This is a genomic window from Fervidibacillus halotolerans (genome assembly GCF_026547205.1).
GTDB lineage: Bacteria > Bacillota > Bacilli > Bacillales > Caldibacillaceae > Fervidibacillus > Fervidibacillus halotolerans.
Map to the genome: position 1 here is coordinate 2494330 of NZ_CP106877.1, position 19647 is coordinate 2513976.

At 39.6% G+C, this 19647-nt stretch carries 20 protein-coding genes; 9 read left to right on the forward strand and 11 right to left on the reverse strand.

The annotated features are described in order from the left end of the window. Window positions 1-43: 43 nt before the first annotated feature. Together lipL and pta are read right to left on the reverse strand one after the other, a co-directional pair. Window positions 44-895, reverse strand: a complete 852-nt coding sequence (gene lipL, locus OE105_RS11680; RefSeq protein ID WP_275420352.1) for an octanoyl-[GcvH]:protein N-octanoyltransferase — start codon at window positions 893-895, stop codon at window positions 44-46. Between the two features lie 121 nt (window positions 896-1016). Further along, a complete protein-coding gene (gene pta, locus OE105_RS11685; RefSeq protein ID WP_275422179.1) occupies window positions 1017-1991 on the reverse strand; it encodes a phosphate acetyltransferase in 975 nt (324 codons plus the stop codon). 219 nt (window positions 1992-2210) lie between these two features. Here pta and hemQ point away from each other — a divergent pair, with 219 nt between their 5' ends. From hemQ to gerQ, 3 genes are all read left to right on the forward strand, one after another. Continuing rightward, window positions 2211-2966, forward strand: coding sequence for a hydrogen peroxide-dependent heme synthase (gene hemQ, locus OE105_RS11690; protein ID WP_275420353.1), 756 nt, complete (start codon window positions 2211-2213; stop codon window positions 2964-2966). A gap of 181 nt (window positions 2967-3147) precedes the next feature. Then, a complete protein-coding gene (locus OE105_RS11695; RefSeq protein ID WP_275420354.1) occupies window positions 3148-3570 on the forward strand; it encodes a cell wall hydrolase in 423 nt (140 codons plus the stop codon). Between the two features lie 113 nt (window positions 3571-3683). Further along, window positions 3684-4148 (forward strand): spore coat protein GerQ, encoded by a 465-nt coding sequence (gerQ, locus tag OE105_RS11700; protein ID WP_275420355.1) that lies wholly within the window; start codon window positions 3684-3686, stop codon window positions 4146-4148. A 47-nt stretch (window positions 4149-4195) separates the two neighbouring features. On the opposite strand, the gene OE105_RS11705 is transcribed toward gerQ, so the two are convergent. Together OE105_RS11705 and OE105_RS11710 are read right to left on the reverse strand one after the other, a co-directional pair. After that, window positions 4196-4567, reverse strand: coding sequence for a DUF423 domain-containing protein (locus OE105_RS11705; RefSeq protein ID WP_275420356.1), 372 nt, complete (start codon window positions 4565-4567; stop codon window positions 4196-4198). Window positions 4568-4592: 25 nt separating this feature from the next. Next, complete coding sequence (locus OE105_RS11710) at window positions 4593-4946, reverse strand: YwdI family protein (protein WP_275420357.1); 354 nt, start codon at window positions 4944-4946, stop codon at window positions 4593-4595. 40 nt (window positions 4947-4986) lie between these two features. Between OE105_RS11710 and speE the strand changes: the two genes are divergently transcribed. Beyond that, complete coding sequence (speE, locus tag OE105_RS11715; RefSeq protein ID WP_275420358.1) at window positions 4987-5847, forward strand: polyamine aminopropyltransferase; 861 nt, start codon at window positions 4987-4989, stop codon at window positions 5845-5847. A 127-nt stretch (window positions 5848-5974) separates the two neighbouring features. On the opposite strand, the gene OE105_RS11720 is transcribed toward speE, so the two are convergent. The 5 genes from OE105_RS11720 to OE105_RS11740 all read right to left on the reverse strand — a co-directional run bounded on the left by OE105_RS11720 (window position 5975) and on the right by OE105_RS11740 (window position 13003). Then, complete coding sequence (locus tag OE105_RS11720) at window positions 5975-6724, reverse strand: DUF4230 domain-containing protein (protein ID WP_275420359.1); 750 nt, start codon at window positions 6722-6724, stop codon at window positions 5975-5977. 441 nt (window positions 6725-7165) lie between these two features. Then, window positions 7166-9442, reverse strand: a complete 2277-nt coding sequence (locus OE105_RS11725) for a glycoside hydrolase family 65 protein (protein ID WP_275420360.1) — start codon at window positions 9440-9442, stop codon at window positions 7166-7168. A gap of 84 nt (window positions 9443-9526) precedes the next feature. Next, window positions 9527-10360: a carbohydrate ABC transporter permease gene (locus OE105_RS11730; RefSeq protein ID WP_275420361.1), complete on the reverse strand. Its 834-nt coding sequence runs from the start codon at window positions 10358-10360 to the stop codon at window positions 9527-9529. 21 nt (window positions 10361-10381) lie between these two features. Next, window positions 10382-11596, reverse strand: coding sequence for a carbohydrate ABC transporter permease (locus tag OE105_RS11735; protein WP_275420362.1), 1215 nt, complete (start codon window positions 11594-11596; stop codon window positions 10382-10384). A 156-nt stretch (window positions 11597-11752) separates the two neighbouring features. Beyond that, window positions 11753-13003, reverse strand: coding sequence for an extracellular solute-binding protein (locus tag OE105_RS11740; protein ID WP_275420363.1), 1251 nt, complete (start codon window positions 13001-13003; stop codon window positions 11753-11755). 102 nt (window positions 13004-13105) lie between these two features. Here OE105_RS11740 and OE105_RS11745 point away from each other — a divergent pair, with 102 nt between their 5' ends. From OE105_RS11745 to bshB2, 4 genes are all read left to right on the forward strand, one after another. Further along, the gene (locus OE105_RS11745; protein ID WP_420842534.1) at window positions 13106-13855 is read left to right on the forward strand and encodes an AraC family transcriptional regulator; all 750 of its coding nucleotides are present in this window, start codon (window positions 13106-13108) and stop codon (window positions 13853-13855) included. Window positions 13856-13985: 130 nt separating this feature from the next. Continuing rightward, a complete protein-coding gene (gene pdxK, locus OE105_RS11750; protein ID WP_275420365.1) occupies window positions 13986-14825 on the forward strand; it encodes a pyridoxine/pyridoxal/pyridoxamine kinase in 840 nt (279 codons plus the stop codon). 172 nt (window positions 14826-14997) lie between these two features. Then, window positions 14998-15345, forward strand: a complete 348-nt coding sequence (locus OE105_RS11755; protein WP_275420366.1) for a YojF family protein — start codon at window positions 14998-15000, stop codon at window positions 15343-15345. A 35-nt stretch (window positions 15346-15380) separates the two neighbouring features. Next, window positions 15381-16052: a bacillithiol biosynthesis deacetylase BshB2 gene (gene bshB2 / locus OE105_RS11760; RefSeq protein WP_275420367.1), complete on the forward strand. Its 672-nt coding sequence runs from the start codon at window positions 15381-15383 to the stop codon at window positions 16050-16052. A 223-nt stretch (window positions 16053-16275) separates the two neighbouring features. Here the strand turns inward: bshB2 and OE105_RS11765 are convergent, their stop codons facing one another. Further along, the gene (locus tag OE105_RS11765; RefSeq protein WP_275420368.1) at window positions 16276-17325 is read right to left on the reverse strand and encodes a M42 family metallopeptidase; all 1050 of its coding nucleotides are present in this window, start codon (window positions 17323-17325) and stop codon (window positions 16276-16278) included. A gap of 156 nt (window positions 17326-17481) precedes the next feature. Here OE105_RS11765 and OE105_RS11770 point away from each other — a divergent pair, with 156 nt between their 5' ends. Then, window positions 17482-18834: a YjiH family protein gene (locus OE105_RS11770; RefSeq protein ID WP_275420369.1), complete on the forward strand. Its 1353-nt coding sequence runs from the start codon at window positions 17482-17484 to the stop codon at window positions 18832-18834. A 45-nt stretch (window positions 18835-18879) separates the two neighbouring features. Here the strand turns inward: OE105_RS11770 and OE105_RS11775 are convergent, their stop codons facing one another. Next, window positions 18880-19230: an SCP2 sterol-binding domain-containing protein gene (locus OE105_RS11775; RefSeq protein ID WP_275420370.1), complete on the reverse strand. Its 351-nt coding sequence runs from the start codon at window positions 19228-19230 to the stop codon at window positions 18880-18882. Window positions 19231-19647: the final 417 nt, after the last annotated feature.

The window sequence follows — 19647 nt, forward strand, 5'->3', positions numbered from 1 at the left end:
GCCCGACCTTTTTTCGATCTCCTTTTCCAAAAATGTATATGATTTATTCGTCTATTTTCGGTAACCATTTATCATTTCTGTCCACAATACGATTCAGATAATGTTCGTAAAGTGTTCGTTCCTTTGCCGTCATTTCACTATTTATGACCGTTGCTTTACTAAAATGTTGGAGGGTACTGAAAAATCGGGTCATACATTGGTCGATCGTTAATTCCATTTGTAATAATTCCGATAGGGAAGCCATGACTTCTGGTCGAACTTGGGGATACTTTCCATTCGTTTGCTGGCCATTGATTGCCCGATTGTAAAATTCCCGGATCAATTCAGCCCTTTTCCCTCCACTGCCGGAAATAGCCATATATATTTGCACGGCCACCCCATGTTTTAACCTCCGTTGGGAAATACCGGCAAATTTTTTCCCATCGATGCTCAAATCGTACGACCCGGGACAGTATGAACCATCGATTTCCCGTGCCTCTATTTGATTCGTCACATCACGAAACATTTTTTGCACGAATTGATACATCGCTTCATAGCCTCGATTAATATCAATACCCCGATCCTTTTCTGGAAAAATGAGGGTCATATTGAAAATCCCTTCATCGAGGACGACCGCCAATCCACCGGATGTACGAACGATATAATCGTACCCTTGTTCTTTTAAAAATTGTAATCCTTCTTTTAAATTTGGCAAACGAACATCTTGAATGCCTAGCGAAATATATGGAAGATGAACCCATGTCCGTGCAACCGCCGGTGAGAGTCCTTTTCCAACAGATTCACATAATGTATCGTCGGTCGCAAAGGAATCGATCGGATTCGATCGTAACCCGATTGTAGAATGATCGATGACTCGCCATCGGTCTTGTATTAAAAGGGACGTCGCTTCTTCCATAGGATCCCCCTTCCGTTTTCCCTTCTACGAAAACTACTTTTATCGATATAGGATTGTTTACGAAAAAGGACAGACTCCAACCAATCGATGTTGCGAGTCTACCCCCATGTCACAGAAGCAATTATATGCTTTGGGCTGCGGATATGATGGCCAATTTATATACATCCTCATCATTACATCCACGGGACAAATCATTTACCGGTGCATTTAACCCTTGGAGAATCGGACCAATCGCTTCAAAGCCACCTAAACGTTGGGCCATTTTATATCCGATATTCCCTGCTTCCAAACTCGGGAAAATAAATACGTTCGCGTCCCCTTTTATAACGGAATCCGGTGCTTTTTTCTCACTTACTTCTGGAACGTATGCTGCATCAAACTGAATTTCTCCATCGATAATCAAGTTTGGGTCCAATTGATTTGCAATTTTGACTGCCTCTGCCACCTTTTCGGTTTCCGGGGATTTCGCCGATCCCTTCGTTGAAAAACTTAACATGGCAATCTTCGGATCAATATCGAACATCTTTGCTGTTTTGGCACTTTCTACAGCAATTTCCGCTAAGTCTTGAGCATCCAAGGAAATATTAATAGCACAGTCGGCAAAAACATATTTTTCTTCGCCTCGAACCATGACAAACGCTCCGGAAGTTTTTTTCACACCCGGCTTCGTTTTAATGATTTGTAATGCAGGTCTTACCGTATCCGCTGTAGAATGGATCGCTCCACTAACCAAACCATCCGCTTCATTTATATAAACAAGCATCGTTCCAAAATAATTGACATCCTTCAACAATTTGCTTGCTTCTTCAACGGTAGCTTTTCCTTTCCGTCGTTCGACGAATTTCTCAACTAATCCGTCAAAATCCGGATAATGTTCAGGATCGATAATTGTTACTCCGTCGATTGATACACCGATTTCTTCCGCTTTTTTTGTCACCTCATCAACATTTCCAATCACGATCGGATTTAAAATATTTTCTTGAGCTAATCTGGAAACGGCTTTTAAAACCCGTGCATCTAATCCTTCAGGAAAGACGATCCTTCGATTTTTTCCTTTGATTTTTTCCTTTGCAATCGTAAAAACATCCACTTCCATCATTTTATATCCTCCTTACTTACATATCCATTTTAAGAATACTACTTGTGAAATAAATTGCAAGGTTTCTATTTAAATAATCATTTCAAATTCCTTCCATCATGGGCTAACAGAAGATATATTATAGCCCTTTCACAAAATTGTCGGAAGTGTTTGAGAAGATTTTTCAATTAGCTATGTGCTATATTATGGTTGAATTAAACAAAGGAGGAATGTTTCATGGGTGAACCTGTACAAACATTGGACGGTTGGTATACATTACATGATTTTCGAACCATTGATTGGGCGAGCTGGAAAGAGCTAACGGAAGAAGAAAGACGATCTGCCCTAGATGAATTTTATGAATTGGTGGACCGCTGGAACCGTACTGCCCAAGAAGAAAAAGGTAGCCACACCATCGCTTCGATCGTCGGTCAAAAAGCAGATCTCATGCTTATGATCTTACGCCCGACGATGGAAGAATTAAATGAGATCGAAACAGAATTTAATAAATTAAAGCTAGCACAATTTCTACTTCCTGCCTATTCCCATGTATCTGTTGTAGAATTAAGCAATTATTTATCCGATGACAATAAGGGGAATCCTTACGAGAACCCGTATATCCGATCCCGTTTATATCCTTCCTTACCAAAGACGAAATATGTCTGTTTTTACCCGATGGATAAGCGTAGACAAGGGAACGACAACTGGTATATGTTGCCAATGGACGAGCGAAAAACATTGATGCAGAGCCATGGACAAATTGGTCGAAGTTACGGAGACCGGGTAAAACAAATTATTACCGGTTCCGTTGGGTTCGATGATTGGGAATGGGGTGTAACTTTATTTTCCGACGATGTTCTTCAATTTAAAAAATTAGTCTATGAAATGCGATTTGACGAAGTGAGCGCCCGATACGGCGAGTTTGGATCGTTTTTTGTCGGTACGATTTTGAATCGGGAAAAGGTTGAGCAATTATTCCACATTGATTCCTAATTTTTCATAAATCGCTTCCTCTATGGGAGCGATTTTTTTTGAAAAAATTTCCCGATAAGCGACCCATCCTATACACGGGAAAAGGTTTTTGGCATAGTCCTAAAAATCCATTCATATAAATAAATGAACATTTTTTCAAAGGGTAATAGAAACGTCATCTATTCGAAATGGGGGAAGCGCATTGGCGGTTATTCAATACAACACAGAGGAGATGAAATTACTGGCCCGTTTAATTCGAGCTGAGGCCGAAAGCGAGGGGAATCTCGGTATGTTAATGGTTGGAAATGTCGCCGTCAATCGGGTTCGATCGACCTGCTTAGATTTTGAAAATATTCGAACCATCACCCAAATGGTGTACCAATCCCCTGGTGGCTTTGAGGCGGTACAAAAAGGATATTTTTATCAAGGGGCAAGACAAAACGAAATCAATTTGGCAAAACGAATTATTCGAGGAGAAAGGTTCCACCCGTCTACTTATTCCCTTTGGTTTTTTCGACCAACAGGTTCTTGTCCTGCCCAATGGTACGACCAGTGGAATACGGGAAGATATAAATCCCATTGTTTTTACTCTCCTACCCAAACGGCTTGCCCGAGCGTTTACTAATTCACGTACTTGTTATCCCTTTCATTTTTTCGCAGCAATACGGTTGAGTACAATTGATTCATGTTTGTCCGTGTTAAGGTGAAGATCATTAAATAAAGGAGGAGTTTCATATCATGGCGAATCAATGGACTTATTATCCGTACTTCCGGCAAATGGGACCATACTTTGGACAATATTATGCCCAACCGGCTCAACAATCATGGATGGGAAATACCCCAAATTTTCCACAAGTTCCGAGCGGTTCTACAATTCAAACTCCCGGAGTAGGTGTAACGGATCCACAAATACCAGGGATGCTCCCCGTCGAACAATCCTATATCGAAAATATTTTTCGACTGAACAAAGGAAAACGGGTAACCGTCTACATGTCCTTTGAAGGGAGTAAAGAATGGAATTCGAAAATATTTCAAGGAATCGTGGAAGCCGCTGGACGAGACCATTTAATTTTAAGTGATCCGAAATCTGGATATCGATATCTACTTCCCTTAGTCTATTTTAATTACGCCGTATTTGAAGAGGAATTAGATTACGAATATCCCATCGGTGCAAATCAAGGAGCAACCTACGCACCTCGATAAAAATTGGGGCTGTTCAAAAGTACAGCCCCCTTTTTCGTCGATTTATTTTAAAATAATTTGACCGAAACGATCATTAACAGGAACCAACCGATTAAAAAGGATACACCACCAAAGGGCGTAATCGCGCCGAGCTTACTGATTCCTGTTAAGCTGAGTACAAATAAACTACCGGAAAATAAAATGATTCCGATGAACATCATCCAACCTGACCACGTCAATAACCCGTTTCCGGGAAATTTATCGATTAAAAGACCGATCGCCAGTAATGCACCGGCATGTAACATTTGGTATGTAACCCCCGTTTGCCACGTATCGATATATTTCGGATCGATTCTTCCTTCCAAGACATGGGCTCCAAAAGCACCGAGGGCAACGGATAAAAATCCATTTAATGCACCGAAAAATAAAAATACATTCACTTCCTATTTCCCCCTTTATCAACGATTAAAAATCAAAGATGGAATCTCCCTCTTCCTTTTCTGTCTCAAAACGGTTGGCCATCGATATCGGTTTTTGTTCAACCATTTTACTTTGGAACGATGTTTGCTTTATTTCCATTTGTTCTTCCAAAAGAACTTCACATAAAGTTTTAATAGCCTGTATGTGTTCTCGTATTTTCACTTCCGATGTTTCTTTTTTCGCCTCTACTACCTTTTCTTCCATTTTTTTAAGGACCGTTTGATAAGAAACTTGCATTTCATCACCTTTTTTCCCATAATGGTTACGTAATTTATTCCACTTTATTTTACAAAAAAATATCGTTACATGGAAATATTCCACCCTTTTATCTTTTCCCATTTCCACCAACGATTCGAATGTAGAAAAAGGAGGTTTTTATATGAAAGACGTAAACTGGATTGAAAACAAAGATGGCTCCCTCTGGTTGACGGAAGATGACCGAGGGAATTTACAAATTCGTTACCGATTAAAAGATATTCTCTTTTCTGAACAATCCCCTTTCCAACATGTAGCCATCGTCGACACAGCCGATTTCGGTCGGACACTCGTTCTCGACGGGGTCGTTCAAACGACTGCAATCGATGGTCATATTTATAATGAAATGATTACCCATGTTCCGATTCACCTCCATCCAAATCCGAAAAAAGTATTAATTATCGGTGGAGGGGATTGCGGTGCTGCCCGTGAATTAACAAAATATGAAGGAATTGAACAGATCGATATGGTAGAAATTGATGAACTCGTCGTGAAAGCTTGTAAAACCCATCTACCGGAAGTTTCCGGGAATTTATCCGATCCAAGGGTTCATTTTATTTTTGACGATGGTGTGAAATTCGTCAAAGAAAAGGAAAATGAATACGATTGTATTATCGTCGATTCCTCCGATCCGGTCGGTCCTGCAGAAGTATTGTTTGAATACGACTTTTACGCAAGTTTGAAACGGGCGTTGAAAGAAGACGGTCTCATGGTATGCCAAAGCCAATCGCCCATTTTTCATCAATCGATTTTAAAACAGACGGTTACGCACATTCGCAACCTTTTCCCTGATTCAAAAACCTATACCGCCGTCGTACCTACATATCCAGGGGGATTATGGAGCTTTACGATCGGTTCTAAAAAATATCCAATCGATCCTAAAGCTGCACGAAAAGAGAACGTGAAAACAAAGTATTTTAATCGGAAAATTTTGGAAAGTTGTTTCATATTACCTGAATTTATGAAAGAGTTATTAAATGAATAAAAAAGAAGGGGCTAAAAGTCGATATTCCTTCGAATAGACGCCCCTTTTCCATATATGACATGTCCTATACCAATGTTTAACGTTTTTTTAACGAGTGAACCTTTTCAAACTTCCCTTTCTCACCGCATTATTTTTCCGACTGAAATTGAATCTTTGTTTCATAACCGAATTGGCGGAAAAACGTCCCGATCACCCTTTCCGCCTGTTCTTCCGCTGATTGAAGCAACCCTTGCTCAATTGCTTCTTGAAGAACTTGCTCCCGAGCGAGTTCAGCCATTTCATATCCTTCTTCTATATCCGCCTTTCCCCGAAATAGCCCTTCCGATGAATACACTTGAGCTTTAGAAAAATCTAAAGACGGCTGTTGAATAATTTCGGCCTTCGGTAAAGTCAACTGGATGATGTTCCTTTCTTCATCAATTTGAACGTCATCTTCCTGAACTTTGCTCAAATCGACCCCTGCTGTCACTTCCCCTGGAATGATGAGTAACGTCTTTCTTTTCGTTCCAGGAATGTTCGCATCGATTTTTCTTCCAAACAATTCATTATCTTCCTGTTCAACAACGGCCTTCATATATGCTTTAGCAGTTGTGAGGGATGATAATTGTTGAATTTGTTCGGCGAAACTGGAAACGGTATTCGTAACCGTTCCTTCCTTCGTCAAGGCGGATCGAATTGAAAAGATTGCAAAGAAAAGAAGAACGATCACAAGCACAATTCCAATGAGAATACTCGTTCGTTTCAACCACCGTAACGAAATTTTATGTCTCGTCTGATCCATCGTGGCTACAGTCGCTGCGGATTCCATCTTCGTCCGTTTCAATTCTTCTTTTATTTGTTCGATTTCTTCTTTCATTTTCTCTTCCTTTGATGTCATATGAACCTCGCCCCCTTGCCTCGTTTATTTTTCTATGAATTAGGCTTTGTTTTTTTAAAATAGTATAATTGATTTCGTGATTTTTCGATGCGGATAGAGATTTTTGCAAGAAGTCGATTTACTAGAAGATGACTTTTCAGAAAATATAGATCGTCACTTGCATATACGGAATTGGAGGCTATTTTTATTCATTTTTTAAGTCAATTTTAGTACAAGGGATGAAAAAAGCCCATTAAAAACGGGGCTGCCAAAACGTACAGCCCCTTTCTTCGTAAATGAAATTCGATAGATTTCATTTCGATGGCGTCCCTTTCCGCGTGCACACCCGACTGGCTAGTTTTCCTGTAGGGTCATCGGCTCGTGCTGTTCCCGCTGGAGTCACCGCCACCTTTCCTTTCATCAACTTCAGGACTGATCGAACAGTCCCGTCTGTTTTTTGGATTATTCATTTGTGGGGATCACTAGCGGCTCTCCTTCTTTTACAAGATATTTTCGCTCGGATACGGTCAATTCCAATGGATTCCCTTTGATTGAGATTTCCGTCCTTTCCTTGAAAACCTTTACTTTTATATATCGGGAACGGAATTGCATATTGCATTCATAACCCGACCACCGTTTTGGTAACCTCGGGTGAAAATGCAATCCGGATTCTTTAATTCGCATACCGGCAAAACCGAACACGATGGCCATCCACGTCCCACCCATATTGGCCAAATGAAGACCGTCTTTCGTATTTTTATGGGTATTATCTAAATCGAGTCGGGCCGTTTCCGTAAAGTAGTGGTAGGCTTTATCCATTTCCCCGATCTTTGCCGCCATAATACTATAGATGCAAGAGGAAAGGGAGGAATCATGGGTCGTGATTTTTTCATAATAATGGTACGAATGACGAATGGTTTCCATACTTTGTTCATCTTCTAAAAGGAAATGGGCCAATACCGTGTCCGCCTGTTTACATACTTGATACCGGTAAATTGTCAATGGATGGTAATGGAGTAAAAGTGGATAGTTTTCCTTCGGGGTTCTGGAAAAATCCCACTTCGCCTTTTGTAAAAATGTATCGTCCTGCGGGTTAATTTTTAACTTTTCATCGTAGGGCAAATACATTTCCTTTGCGGCTTTTTCCCATAGATCCCTTTCTTCTTTTTTCAAATTCAACTTCGTTTTTAACGTGTGAAAATATTTATCTCCCTTTGCATCGAGACGATCGTATAATTTTGTCGCCCATTCTAAATTATATTTTGCCATCACGTTCGTATAGTAATTATTGTTCACGATACATGTATATTCATCCGGACCTGTGACCGCATCGATTCGGAATCCGTCTTCTGCGAAATGACCCGTTTCAATCCAAATTCGGGCCGTTTCAAACAATAGTTCGGCACCATACGTTTCGAAAAATGCTTCATCCCCTGTTGCTAAATAATATTGGACGAAACTATAAGCGATGTCTGCACTAATATGGTATTGGGCGGAACCGGACGGAAAATAAGAAGAACATTCGCTACCGGAAATCGTTCTCCACGGAAATAGAGCTCCCTTTTGATGGCCCATGATTTTTGCGTGTTTTCTCGCTGCATCTAAAATGGAATATCGATACAGTAATAGTTGCTTTGCCAACTCTGGTTTCGTCATGAGGAAGACAGGAACCATATAAATTTCCGTATCCCAAAAATAATGGCCTTCATACCCTTCCCCTGACAGCCCCTTGGCAGCGATGTTCGAGTAGGAATCCCGTCCTGCCGACTGGAGTAAATGGTACAAATTAAAACGGATGCCTTCCTGTACCTTTTCATCTCCGTAAATTTTTACATCAGCATGATCCCAAAATTGTGTAACATATTTCCTCTGTTCAGTTAACAGTTCCTCCATTGACATTTGTTTCCATCGTTCTTGGAGAGATATCCCCTTTTCAATCAGTTCGTCTCCATGTCGAAGTGTATCGACATATACATTTCGTTTTTCAAAAACGGTCGGTTTACTTAATTGAAATACGTTCGTGACCGTTAGTTCATTCCCATTTGTTTCGATCGATTGTTGACCCTCTTCCCACCTATGGGAGGTGACGCAAGCGACTTGAAATTTCGTTTTTTTCGTTTCGTTAACAACGGTTAAATAATCCCCGAGGCGTTCGCAAACTTTCGTATTCAATAATTTTGCATGACCGCTCCCGACGCGGGGATCGTTGCTATTTACATAGTTTGATACATCTCCGTTCACAGATGAAACGACCTTTACTTTGCCAAAAAAATTAACCGGAATGATTTCAACAAAAATCGAAAACAATTCCCTTTTTTGGAAAGAAACAAGTCGAATAAACCGAATCTTTACTTCCTTCCCCTTAGGAGAACGCCACTGAATCATTCGCTCCGAATAGCCTTTATCCATATGCAATATCCGTTCATAATGAATCACATCCCCTTGTAATGGAGAATACGGTTCTTCATCTTCACCGAAAAAAAATTGAATCGACTGGGCATCGATTACATTAACCATTTTTTGTTGCGTGTCTGGAAATCCGTATAATTTTTCTCCATACGGAATTTCAACGACATCGTGAAAGGCGTTTAAATAGGTGCCCTTAATCGATTCATAATTAGAAAGTCCTTCCTCTAGATTCCCCCGAACTCCTAAATAGCCATTGGCTAAAGAAAAGAGGCTTTCTTCAACTAATAGATCTTCAGGTTTCAATGATCGACTGCGAATTTGCCAAGTCATTGTTGCAACACTCCTGTACTAATATGCTTGCTTTGTTCTTAGTATCTTTTTCCTTTCTATTCTTCCATTCAGTAATCGGATAACTTATTCTTTTACCCCTCCGGACGTTAAACCGGCAACAATTTGTTTTTGGAATAACAATACGATAATCAATGTTGGTATCGTCACAATCGTTGTCGCTGCCGTCACTTGACCCCATAAAATTTCAAATTGGGTTCGTAAGAAAGAGATGGCGACGGGAACGGTATGATAAGCCCGATCCGCATTCAATGTAATCGTCAATAAAAATTCATTCCATGCAGCGATAAAAACGATAATGGCAGTTGTAAAAACACCAGGCGCTGCTAAAGGAAAGACGATTCGAAACAATGTTTGTAAAGGAGATGCTCCGTCAATTTTTGCCGATTCTTCCAAAGCGAGGGGAATTTGATTGAAATGGGTCACTAAAATCCAAACGGCTGTCGGTAGCGTGATCGTCGAATATGGTAAAACGATCATATAACTATTCGTCCAGCCCAAGTCCATAAATAAATTGTACACAGGTCCTGTAACGATCATTTGTGGAAACATGGATACGGCTAAAATCAACCCGAGCAATACGTTTTTTCCACGAAATTCGAATCTGGAAATGGCATACGCACTTAACGTTGCAACGAATATAATGTAAATCGTCGTAACGGATGCGACGATAAAACTGTTTTTAATTGCGTTCATAATCCCTTTTTCAAACAGAACGGTCGTATAGTTATTTAAAGTTGGATTTTCTGGAATGATATTAAAGGCACCTGCGCCGTAGATTTCCCCCGTAGTTTTAAAGGAAGTAATAAAAATCCATAGGAACGGGAAAACCATCGCAAACAAGAAGGCAACGATCACGGCGATTCCGAGTGCTTTTAGTTTTCCATTTTGTTGATCCATTTTCGTTCACCACCCTTTTCGTTAATTTTTTTCCATTAAATTCGCACCGAGGAACTTGACGAAAATAATCGCAATGATAGCAACACAAACAAACATAATCATCACGATCACCGAACCGTATCCGAAATTCGTTTGTCCGAACATCGCTTTATAAGCATAGATGGAAAGGGTTTCCGTCGATCCCCCGGGACCTCCATTCGTTAAAACAAAAATCAAGTCAAATACTCGGAAGGCATCGAGGGTCCGAAATAGTAATGCAACTAAAATCGACGGTTTCAAAAGTGGTAGGGTGATTCGGAAAAAGGATTGTATTTTCCCTGCGCCGTCAATGGCACCTGCCTCATACAGACTAGATGGTATTGTTTGTAGCCCTGCCAAAAGTAATAAAGCCATATAAGGGGTTGTTTTCCATACGTCTGCTAGGATCGTCGCAAACATCGCCCCGCTAGCTGATTGTAATAAATCCGTTGAGTTTTCGATCAATCCGATCTTCTCAAAAAAGGCCGCGACAACACCGAAACTTCCGTCGTATAAATACCCCCACATGAGCGCGGCAACAGCTGTTGGTATCGCCCATGGAATTAGTGATGTGGCACGAATGAGTCCTTGACCAGAAATCGCCTTATTTAAAATGAGAGCTAAAGCTAAGCCGAAAATAAATTCAAAAAATACGGAAACGACGGTAAAAAATACGGTGTTCCATAAAGCGGTATGAACCCGTTTGTCTGTTATGGCATCTTTATACGATTTCAGTCCGATAAAATTACTTGGAATGATACTATTTTGGAAATCGTCAATAAGCAGTACAAGGTTCTCACCATTTATCAAGGTATATTTTTCATTGAATTCCGAAATCAAATTTGTTGCTTCATCGTGAAGGTGAACGATTTCCTCCCTTTGCTGGTCGCTAATTTTGATAACTCCTTCTAAATCTGCGTACTGGGCACTTACTTCGTGAATTTGATCAATCATTACCTGTGCACTTTCCTGATCCTCTGCATCCGTAATATTCGGCAAATCTTCTTCCAAAAACATCGTGACGTAAAAGGATGTTTCATTAAATAAATCCGTATTAAACCGTTGGTTCAAATATAGGCCGGATTTTTGTTGATTGTTTAATCGATAATCAAAAAACGTATACGTAAAGGATTGAATAACGGGCCATAATGAAAAGATTGCAATTAATATGAGGGTCGGCAAAATAAATAGGGAGCCCTTCCATCCCATTTTTTTCATACAGGCCACTCCTTTCTATTAGATTGGACATTCGAATGGGCATGTTACTTGATCGTTTCAAACCGTACCCTTATTTTCGAAAACATTCTTGAAAAAAGGGCCCTATCATTTAGAGCCCCTTCCATATATTTGCTCTATCCGTATGAGCATCAATCTTTATTCGCTTAAACCTTCTTCAATGGCTTGAACCGCTCCATCCAAATCTTCCCCAGAACTTAAATATTTGTGGGCATGTACTTGAATCGTATCGGAAATCTTCGAATAGTCTGGTGATACAGGACGAGCAATCGTATTTCCTAAAGCATTTTTAAATCCTTCAAAGCTAAGTAAGGCGTTGGAATCAATCACCGTTTGATCGGACAACAATGGATTGTACCCCGGTAAATATCCGCCTTCTGTAGACATAATCTTTTGTCCTTCTTCTCCAGCGACAAATTTAATAAATTCCCAAGCGCCGTCAATATTTTTCGAAGAGCTATTAATTGCCAATAACCAGCCACCTACTGCACTACCGTTTGGAAGTGGTGCTACGCCAACTTGATCTAAGGAAAGGTTTACACCATCTTCACCGCTTTGAATCCGTCCGTAAGCATAGGGCCAATTCCGTGCAAATACACTTAGTCCTTGTTCAAAGGCCGTATGAGTTTCTCCTTCGGTGTATGTCAATATATCCTCTGGAGTGAAATCAGCCGTTGTAAATTCATACATTTTTTGAAGGCCGCCTTTCAAGTCAGAGAAAGCACCGGTAAATTCGGTTAAATTAACCGTTAAACCTTCATATTGAGCCGATTGATAAACAAAACCGTATTTCGTATCTTGTTCTCCCACATATTTTTCAGCCATGGCAGCCAAATCATCATACGTATAGTTACCACTTTCTAATTTTGCCGCATCTTCCTCGCTCAAGATATCGCTACGGTAATACAATAAACCGAGGTCAGGGAAGAAAGGCAATGTATATTGTTTCCCTTTATAGTTCCCAGATGCCATAGAACCAGCGTTATAATCTCCTTTATTCAAACCTGCATCATTCATAAACGTGTCGATCGGTTCCAAATACCCTGCACCGGCAAATTCACCAGCCCATACAACGTCTAAGGAAAGAACATCGTATTCATCGGAACCGCTCGATAAAGAAGTCAACAATTGGTCATGCATTTGACCCGAGTCATTCGTCATAACTTCCCATTCGACTTTATATTGATCTTGACTGTTGTTAAATGCATCGATTACTGCTTGCGTTGCTGGAGTATTATCGTTTTGAGCGGCGAATTTAATGACGGTTGGTTCAGATGTTTCGTCCGTTCCTCCTTCGTCGCTACCACTTTCATCCCCATTACCTGAACAAGCAGCTAATAGAAAAAGAGCTAAAGAAAAAACCAAAAAACGACTTAACCATTTTTTCATTTTTTTAACCCCCTTATGGTTTTATATGTTGAATAATATACTGAAATCGCTTACAATTATATTAAAAATTTTATATATTTGTTAAAATTTTTATTAAAGTAGGTGGGCCCTTTGGATCAAAAATTACAGCAGGCAATCATTCGACAATTTTACAAAGCAAGAATTGAAAATCGGCAAAATGAATTTTTCCACCCTCCTTTCCAATTGGAAGAAAAATTAGTAAATGCCATTCAATTAGGGAATACGGAGGAAGCGATTGCTGCTTTAAAAGAAATTAACAAACTGGAACGGGCGAAGTTAGCTGCCCATGAAGTCCGTTCTGTAAAAAATTCCCTAATCGCCTCCTGTACCCTTTTTACAAGAGCGATTATCCGCGGCGGTGTTCACCCGGAAATCGCCTATAATTTAAGTGATGTATTGATTCGAAAAATCGAGCAGTTAAATGATGTGGATCAGTTAAATCAATTTGAAATCGATATGGTGTACAGTTTTATCCATACGTTAAAAAGTGAACAAACACCAAACTACAAAAGTATTGTTAACAAAACAATTGCATATATTCATGAGAATATTTTAAAAGATTTATCTTTACAAACCATTGCTGAAGAGCTATATGTCAGTCCGAGCTACTTATCCACAACTTTTAAAAAGGAAACGGGAACCACCTTAACGGATTATATTAACCGGAAGCGAATGGAGGAATCAAAATATTTTTTATTGCATACCGATCTTTCGATTTCCGATATTGCCCATTTATTCCATTTTTGCAATCAAAGCTATTATACGAACTTATTTAAAAAAATAACTGGAATGACACCGAAACAGTTTAAAGAATTCAATGGCGTTTTATAATTATATTAATAAAATTCATCAGACGAATCGAAATTTCCATTTCATTGTAGATTATGAAATAATTGATATAATAATGGTAATTGGAACAAACATCTGATCAAGCTTTGCCTTGATTTAAGGGGGATTTACATTGGTACTGAAAAAAACATTAACGTTAGCTGGTAGCGACACAAGTGGTGGAGCAGGCATTCAAGCTGATTTGAAAACTTTTCAAGAATATGGAGTATACGGAATGACCGCCCTAACCTCCATTGTAACAATGGATCCAAACAATGGGTGGAAGCATAACGTTTTCCCAATCGAAACGAACGCAGTGGATGCCCAATTAGAAACGGCCTTTTCCACTGGAATTGACGCAATGAAAACCGGTATGCTTGGCACGGTGGAAATCGTTGAACTCGGAGCCAAATATATCGATCAATACCATTTGAAAAACGTTGTCATCGATCCGGTGATGGTCTGCAAAGGGGAAGATGAAGTTTTATTACCCGAAACGGTCGATGCATCGAGGGAATTGCTTATACCTCGATCCCTCGTTACAACGCCAAACCTTTTTGAAGCGTGGCAACTATCGAAAATCGGTCCAATTAAAACCGTCGATGATATGAAAAAGGCAGCGGAAAAAATTTTCGATTTAGGTGCCAAACATGTGGTGATTAAAGGAGGAAAACAACTTCCCCACGAAAAGGCAATCGATTTATTTTTCGATGGTAAAGAGTTTGTCATTCTTGAAACGGAAAAAATTGAAACGACATATAACCATGGGGCTGGTTGTACTTTTGCTGCAGCGATTACCGCAAATTTGGCCCTCGGAAAATCCGTCCTTGACTCGGTCGTCCATGCAAAACAATTTGTTTCAGCAGCGATTAAAAACGGTTGGAGATTAAATCAATTCGTTGGACCGGTTATGCATGGCGCCTTCAATCGTTTCCAAGGGGAAAATCCGGAAGTAAAACTGATTTCCCAATAAAGGATTGATTTCATAAATAATGATTTCCTCCCACAGGTGTTCTCCTTATGAACACCTGTTTTTCCTTTCCTTCGAATTATTATCTCTATGTTTGATCGAAACTTTCTTCATTTCTCATTTTTTAGTAAACTATTAATAATAAACCGACTAACGATTCAGGGGGATTGGCTGAATGCAATTGATCGATAAAACCATCGTGCAAAACTATATAGATTCCTTTGCCAACAAGGAGATTTTTATCCATTTAGAAACGACAAACGGTGCCTATGCTTCCCATAAAGACGAATCCTTTCTTAATGCAGGGGCGTTTATTCGAAACGCAAAGATTCGCTTTTCCCTAGGGAAAATTACTGGAGAAGGACCGTATCGAATCGGATTAAAGCTTGATTCAGGGTGGGTTTATGGAGAGGGACTTACCCATTTTGAACGGGATGAAAAGGGGAGGTTATTAATGGCAGGATTAAATTCAAAAGGACAGTTGGCGATCGCCCTTGAATTAAGCGAAACACCTTTTGATTAATTGAACGAATCTTAATTTGGAAAGGGGTAAAATTGATGGAAAAGGAAAGACACGTACTTGTCGTATTTCCCCATCCGGATGATGAAGCTTTCGGAGTTTCGGGAACGATCGCTTATCACGTTCAAAAGGGAACACCGGTAACTTATGCTTGCTTAACTTTAGGAGAAATGGGGCGTAACCTCGGGAATCCTCCCTTTGCCACGAGGGAATCCTTGGCAACAATCCGTAAAAAAGAACTAATGGCGTCTGCAAAAGCATTAGGAATCCAAGATTTAAGGATGCTCGGATTTCGCGATAAAACGATCGAATTTGAAGATGAAAAAACATTAACCGACTTGATTTACAAAATGATCCTTGAACTGAACCCGTCACTTGTCATTACTTTCTATCCAGGGTATTCGGTTCATCCTGATCATGATGCAACAGGGCGGGCTGTCGTCTCAGCAGTTGGACGTCTACCGAAGGAATTGCGTCCAAAACTGTACTGCGTCGCTTTTTCCAACAATTGTGAAAAGGAATTGGGAAGCCCAGATGTCATTATCGACGTATCGGCGTTTGCTGAACAAAAACTTGCAACAATTCGAGCCCACAAAACGCAAACAGCTCTTTTTTACGATGAGTTCTCAAAAAAATTGAATAAAAAGGATCCCGATGCTTTCAAATGGTTACATTACGAACGGTTTTGGTCTTATAAATGGACTGATTGACTCTCCCCCAGAAATGGGAGCTTCCCAAAATTTGAACAAAAACGATAACCATACTGAAAAGGAAGATAAGGACTCGTCTCGGTGAAAACCGATCTTAACCGATACGGGGTAGTTAACTAAAGTAAAACGATCGACCTTTTTCAAATCATATTTTTACTATATACATATTGAAGAACAACAAAAACCCCAGCTTCAAATTGAAACTGGGGGTAAAATATTTTACTCAATCAACCATATCGGATAAGAGATAATAATACAATAGTTGCTCCGTTTGTTCGAGGGAAGATTTATGCGTTCTTTCAAAGGCGTGGGATGAATCGATTCCCGGGCCGACTAAACCGTGGATAATATCATAACCACTTCTAATGGCTGCTGATGCATCGGATCCGTAATAAGGATAAATATCTAGCTTATATTCAATCCCATTTTTTTCAGCAATTTCAACGAGATGCTTCCGAAGGCCGTAATGGTACGGACCGCTTGCATCCTTCACACATATGGATACGGTATATTCATCGGTGGATTGTCCATCTCCCATCGCTCCCATATCGACCGCTAAATATTCTACGGTCTCAGGAGGAATATTTGAATTACCTCCGTAACCAATTTCTTCATTATTAGAAATCAGAAAATGGGTCGTAAAGGGGAGACGAACGTTATTTTTTACCAATTGTTCAATGAGTGCCATCAATATTCCGACACTAGCTTTATCATCGAGATGACGGGATTTAATAAAACCGGAGTCGGTAATTTCGATGCGGGGGTCAAAGGAAACGAAATCTCCCACTTCGATTCCAAGGGCTCGTACATCCTCAGCATTTTCCACCTTTTCATCGATGCGGACTTCCATATTTGTTTGGTTTCGTTCCGCTGTCTTTGCATCTTTATACACATGAACCGATTGTTGGTGCATAAGAATTGTACCGGTATAAACTTTCCCGGATCTCGTTTCAATTTGACAATATTCCCCTTCGATCGAGTTCCAAGCAAAACCACCGATTAAGTCTAAACGGAGTCGACCATTCCCTTTAATTTCCTTAACCATCGCCCCTAAAGTGTCCACGTGGGCGGTTAGCATACGATGTTTCTCGTCATTTTCTCCTTTGATGGTAGCAATGAGTCCACCTTTTCGATTACGTACCGTTTGCACGCCAAGGTTTTGGAAAAATTCCTCTACAAACATGATGACCTTTCCTGTATTTCCTGTCGGACTCGGTATGGAAACGAGTGACTGAATTAGTTCCATCGTCTTTTCACTATTCGGTTGATACATAATCAAAACCTCCAAATTAAATCATTCATATGATCTATCTTCATTTAATCATAATTCGACTGAACAATCATTGATTTATGTATAAAAAGAAATTTTTTCTTTTTTATTTTTTCTTTTATAATAGATATTAGATGTTTGCATTCGAAAGGAGCCATTATGAAAAGGACAAAATCATTACCAACCATTCTAACATTTTTAACACCTTCACTGATCGGAGTGTTTTTATTCATGTTTCCAATCAGTGTTGATGGTCAAATTACGATTCCTATTGCCATATTTTCTCAATCATTGCAAACCTTTTTGTACGGATTGATTCCAAGTATTATGTTAATTTTTATTACGATTACTTTCGTCGGTACCCTCATTGGGAAAATCTGGTCCCCAAATTGGATGGTTCAGTCATCTTTTTGGAATAATTTATTCAATGTTTCACATATTTGGGTCCTCATTCGAGCAATCGCCGTCCTATTCGCTTACGCAACGTATTTCCGTATAGGACCTGAAGCGATTTGGTCTGAAAATACAGGAGGTTTACTGCTTAATGATGAAGGTCTTTTATCGACTCTTTTTTCCGTTTTTTTCTTCGCAGGATTATTTTTACCCTTATTATTAAATTTCGGTTTACTTGAGTTTTTCGGCTCCCTATTAACAAAGGTAATGCGACCGTTGTTTAAGCTGCCCGGTCGTTCATCCATCGACGCCCTAGCATCGTGGATCGGAGACGGGACGATCGGAGTTTTGCTAACGAGTAAACAGTACGAAAGCGGTTTTTACACAAAAAAGGAAGCAGCCACAATTGGTACTACCTTTTCCGTCGTATCGATTACTTTTAGCCTCGTTGTCATATCAACTGTCGGGCTCGAAGATTTGTTTGTTCCCTTTTACTTAACCGTTCTGTTTGCTGGGCTTGTCGCTGCAATCATTATGCCGAGAATCCCCCCTTTATCGAAAAAACCGAACACGTACGTAAATGGAAAAAAGGCCGATCATATGGAAGAGATTCCAAAGGGATATACACCCCTTCGTTGGGGATGGGAATGTGCGCTAAAACAAGCAGAAAAAAATAAAGGAATAAAAGCATATTTTGTTGAAGGTGGAAAAAATATTTTAGACATGTGGCTCGGTGTCGTACCGGTCGTTATGGCCATCGGAACCATCGCTTTAATGATTGCGGAATACACACCCTTTTTTCAATGGATCGGTTTACCTTTTATTCCAATTTTAGAAGTCTTGCAAGTACCCGAAGCAGAGGCGGCGTCTGAAACGATGCTCATTGGCTTTACCGATATGTTTCTCCCTTCAATTATCGGAAGTGGGATTGAAAGCGAAATGACGAGATTTATTATCGCTTCCCTTTCCGTCACTCAATTAATTTATTTATCAGAAGTTGGGGGCTTGCTACTCGGTTCGAAAGTGCCAGTTCAATTTAAAGATCTCGTAATTATTTTCTTGGAAAGAACATTGATTACCTTACCTGTGATCGTCCTCATTTCCCATTTCCTATTTTAATTAAACAGGGTACATATCCAGTTTTACATATGCACCCTTTCCCCTTTACAATGAATACTGCTTAAGAAGGCTTTCTAATTTCATTGCAAGGGAAATATTTCCCTTTATTTTTAACTTCCCGGTCATATAAGCAGTCATTCCCTTCAATTTTCCTGTTAAAAACGACGGGAAATCACTTTCTTTCATTTCCAATACGACATCCGCCCTTCTTTCCACTCCTTCTGACCATTTTGCTACGCCGTTTTCAAAGGACAATTGGTAAATTTCCGTCTGTTCCTTCCCTTGAAGTTCGAATTGATAGACCCCTTTTAAATCTGAAAAAGGTTTTGGGTTATCATTTAATGTTTTTGATATCGTTATCCAAAGATCCTTCATAGACATATTTTCCAAATTCAACCTTTTCCCCTCCTTTGTTTTGAATGAACAATCATTCATTTTCTTTTACTATACCCTTTCTTTCCTTCAATTTCAAACCGATGGAAAAAAGGGAATCTCCCTTCATAATCGATCTTTATTTGATTATCCCTCGACAATAACATCCGTTTTTATTAATATTCGACCATATTAAAAAAGCCTAAGAACGGATTGATTGTTCGTCTTAGGCTCGTTATTTTCCGTTTATAAAGAAAGGACCCATATGAAAATTAGAATCGTGATTACTTCCACCAACAAATGATTTTTGAAGTTTTCCATTTTCTATTCTTACCATAATGGCAATTTTTTGGATTGGATAGATCATTTGGATACTAATTCGCCCGATTTCGAGATAAAAAAGAAACCTTTCCATAATTTTTGATTCATCGGATTATCTTC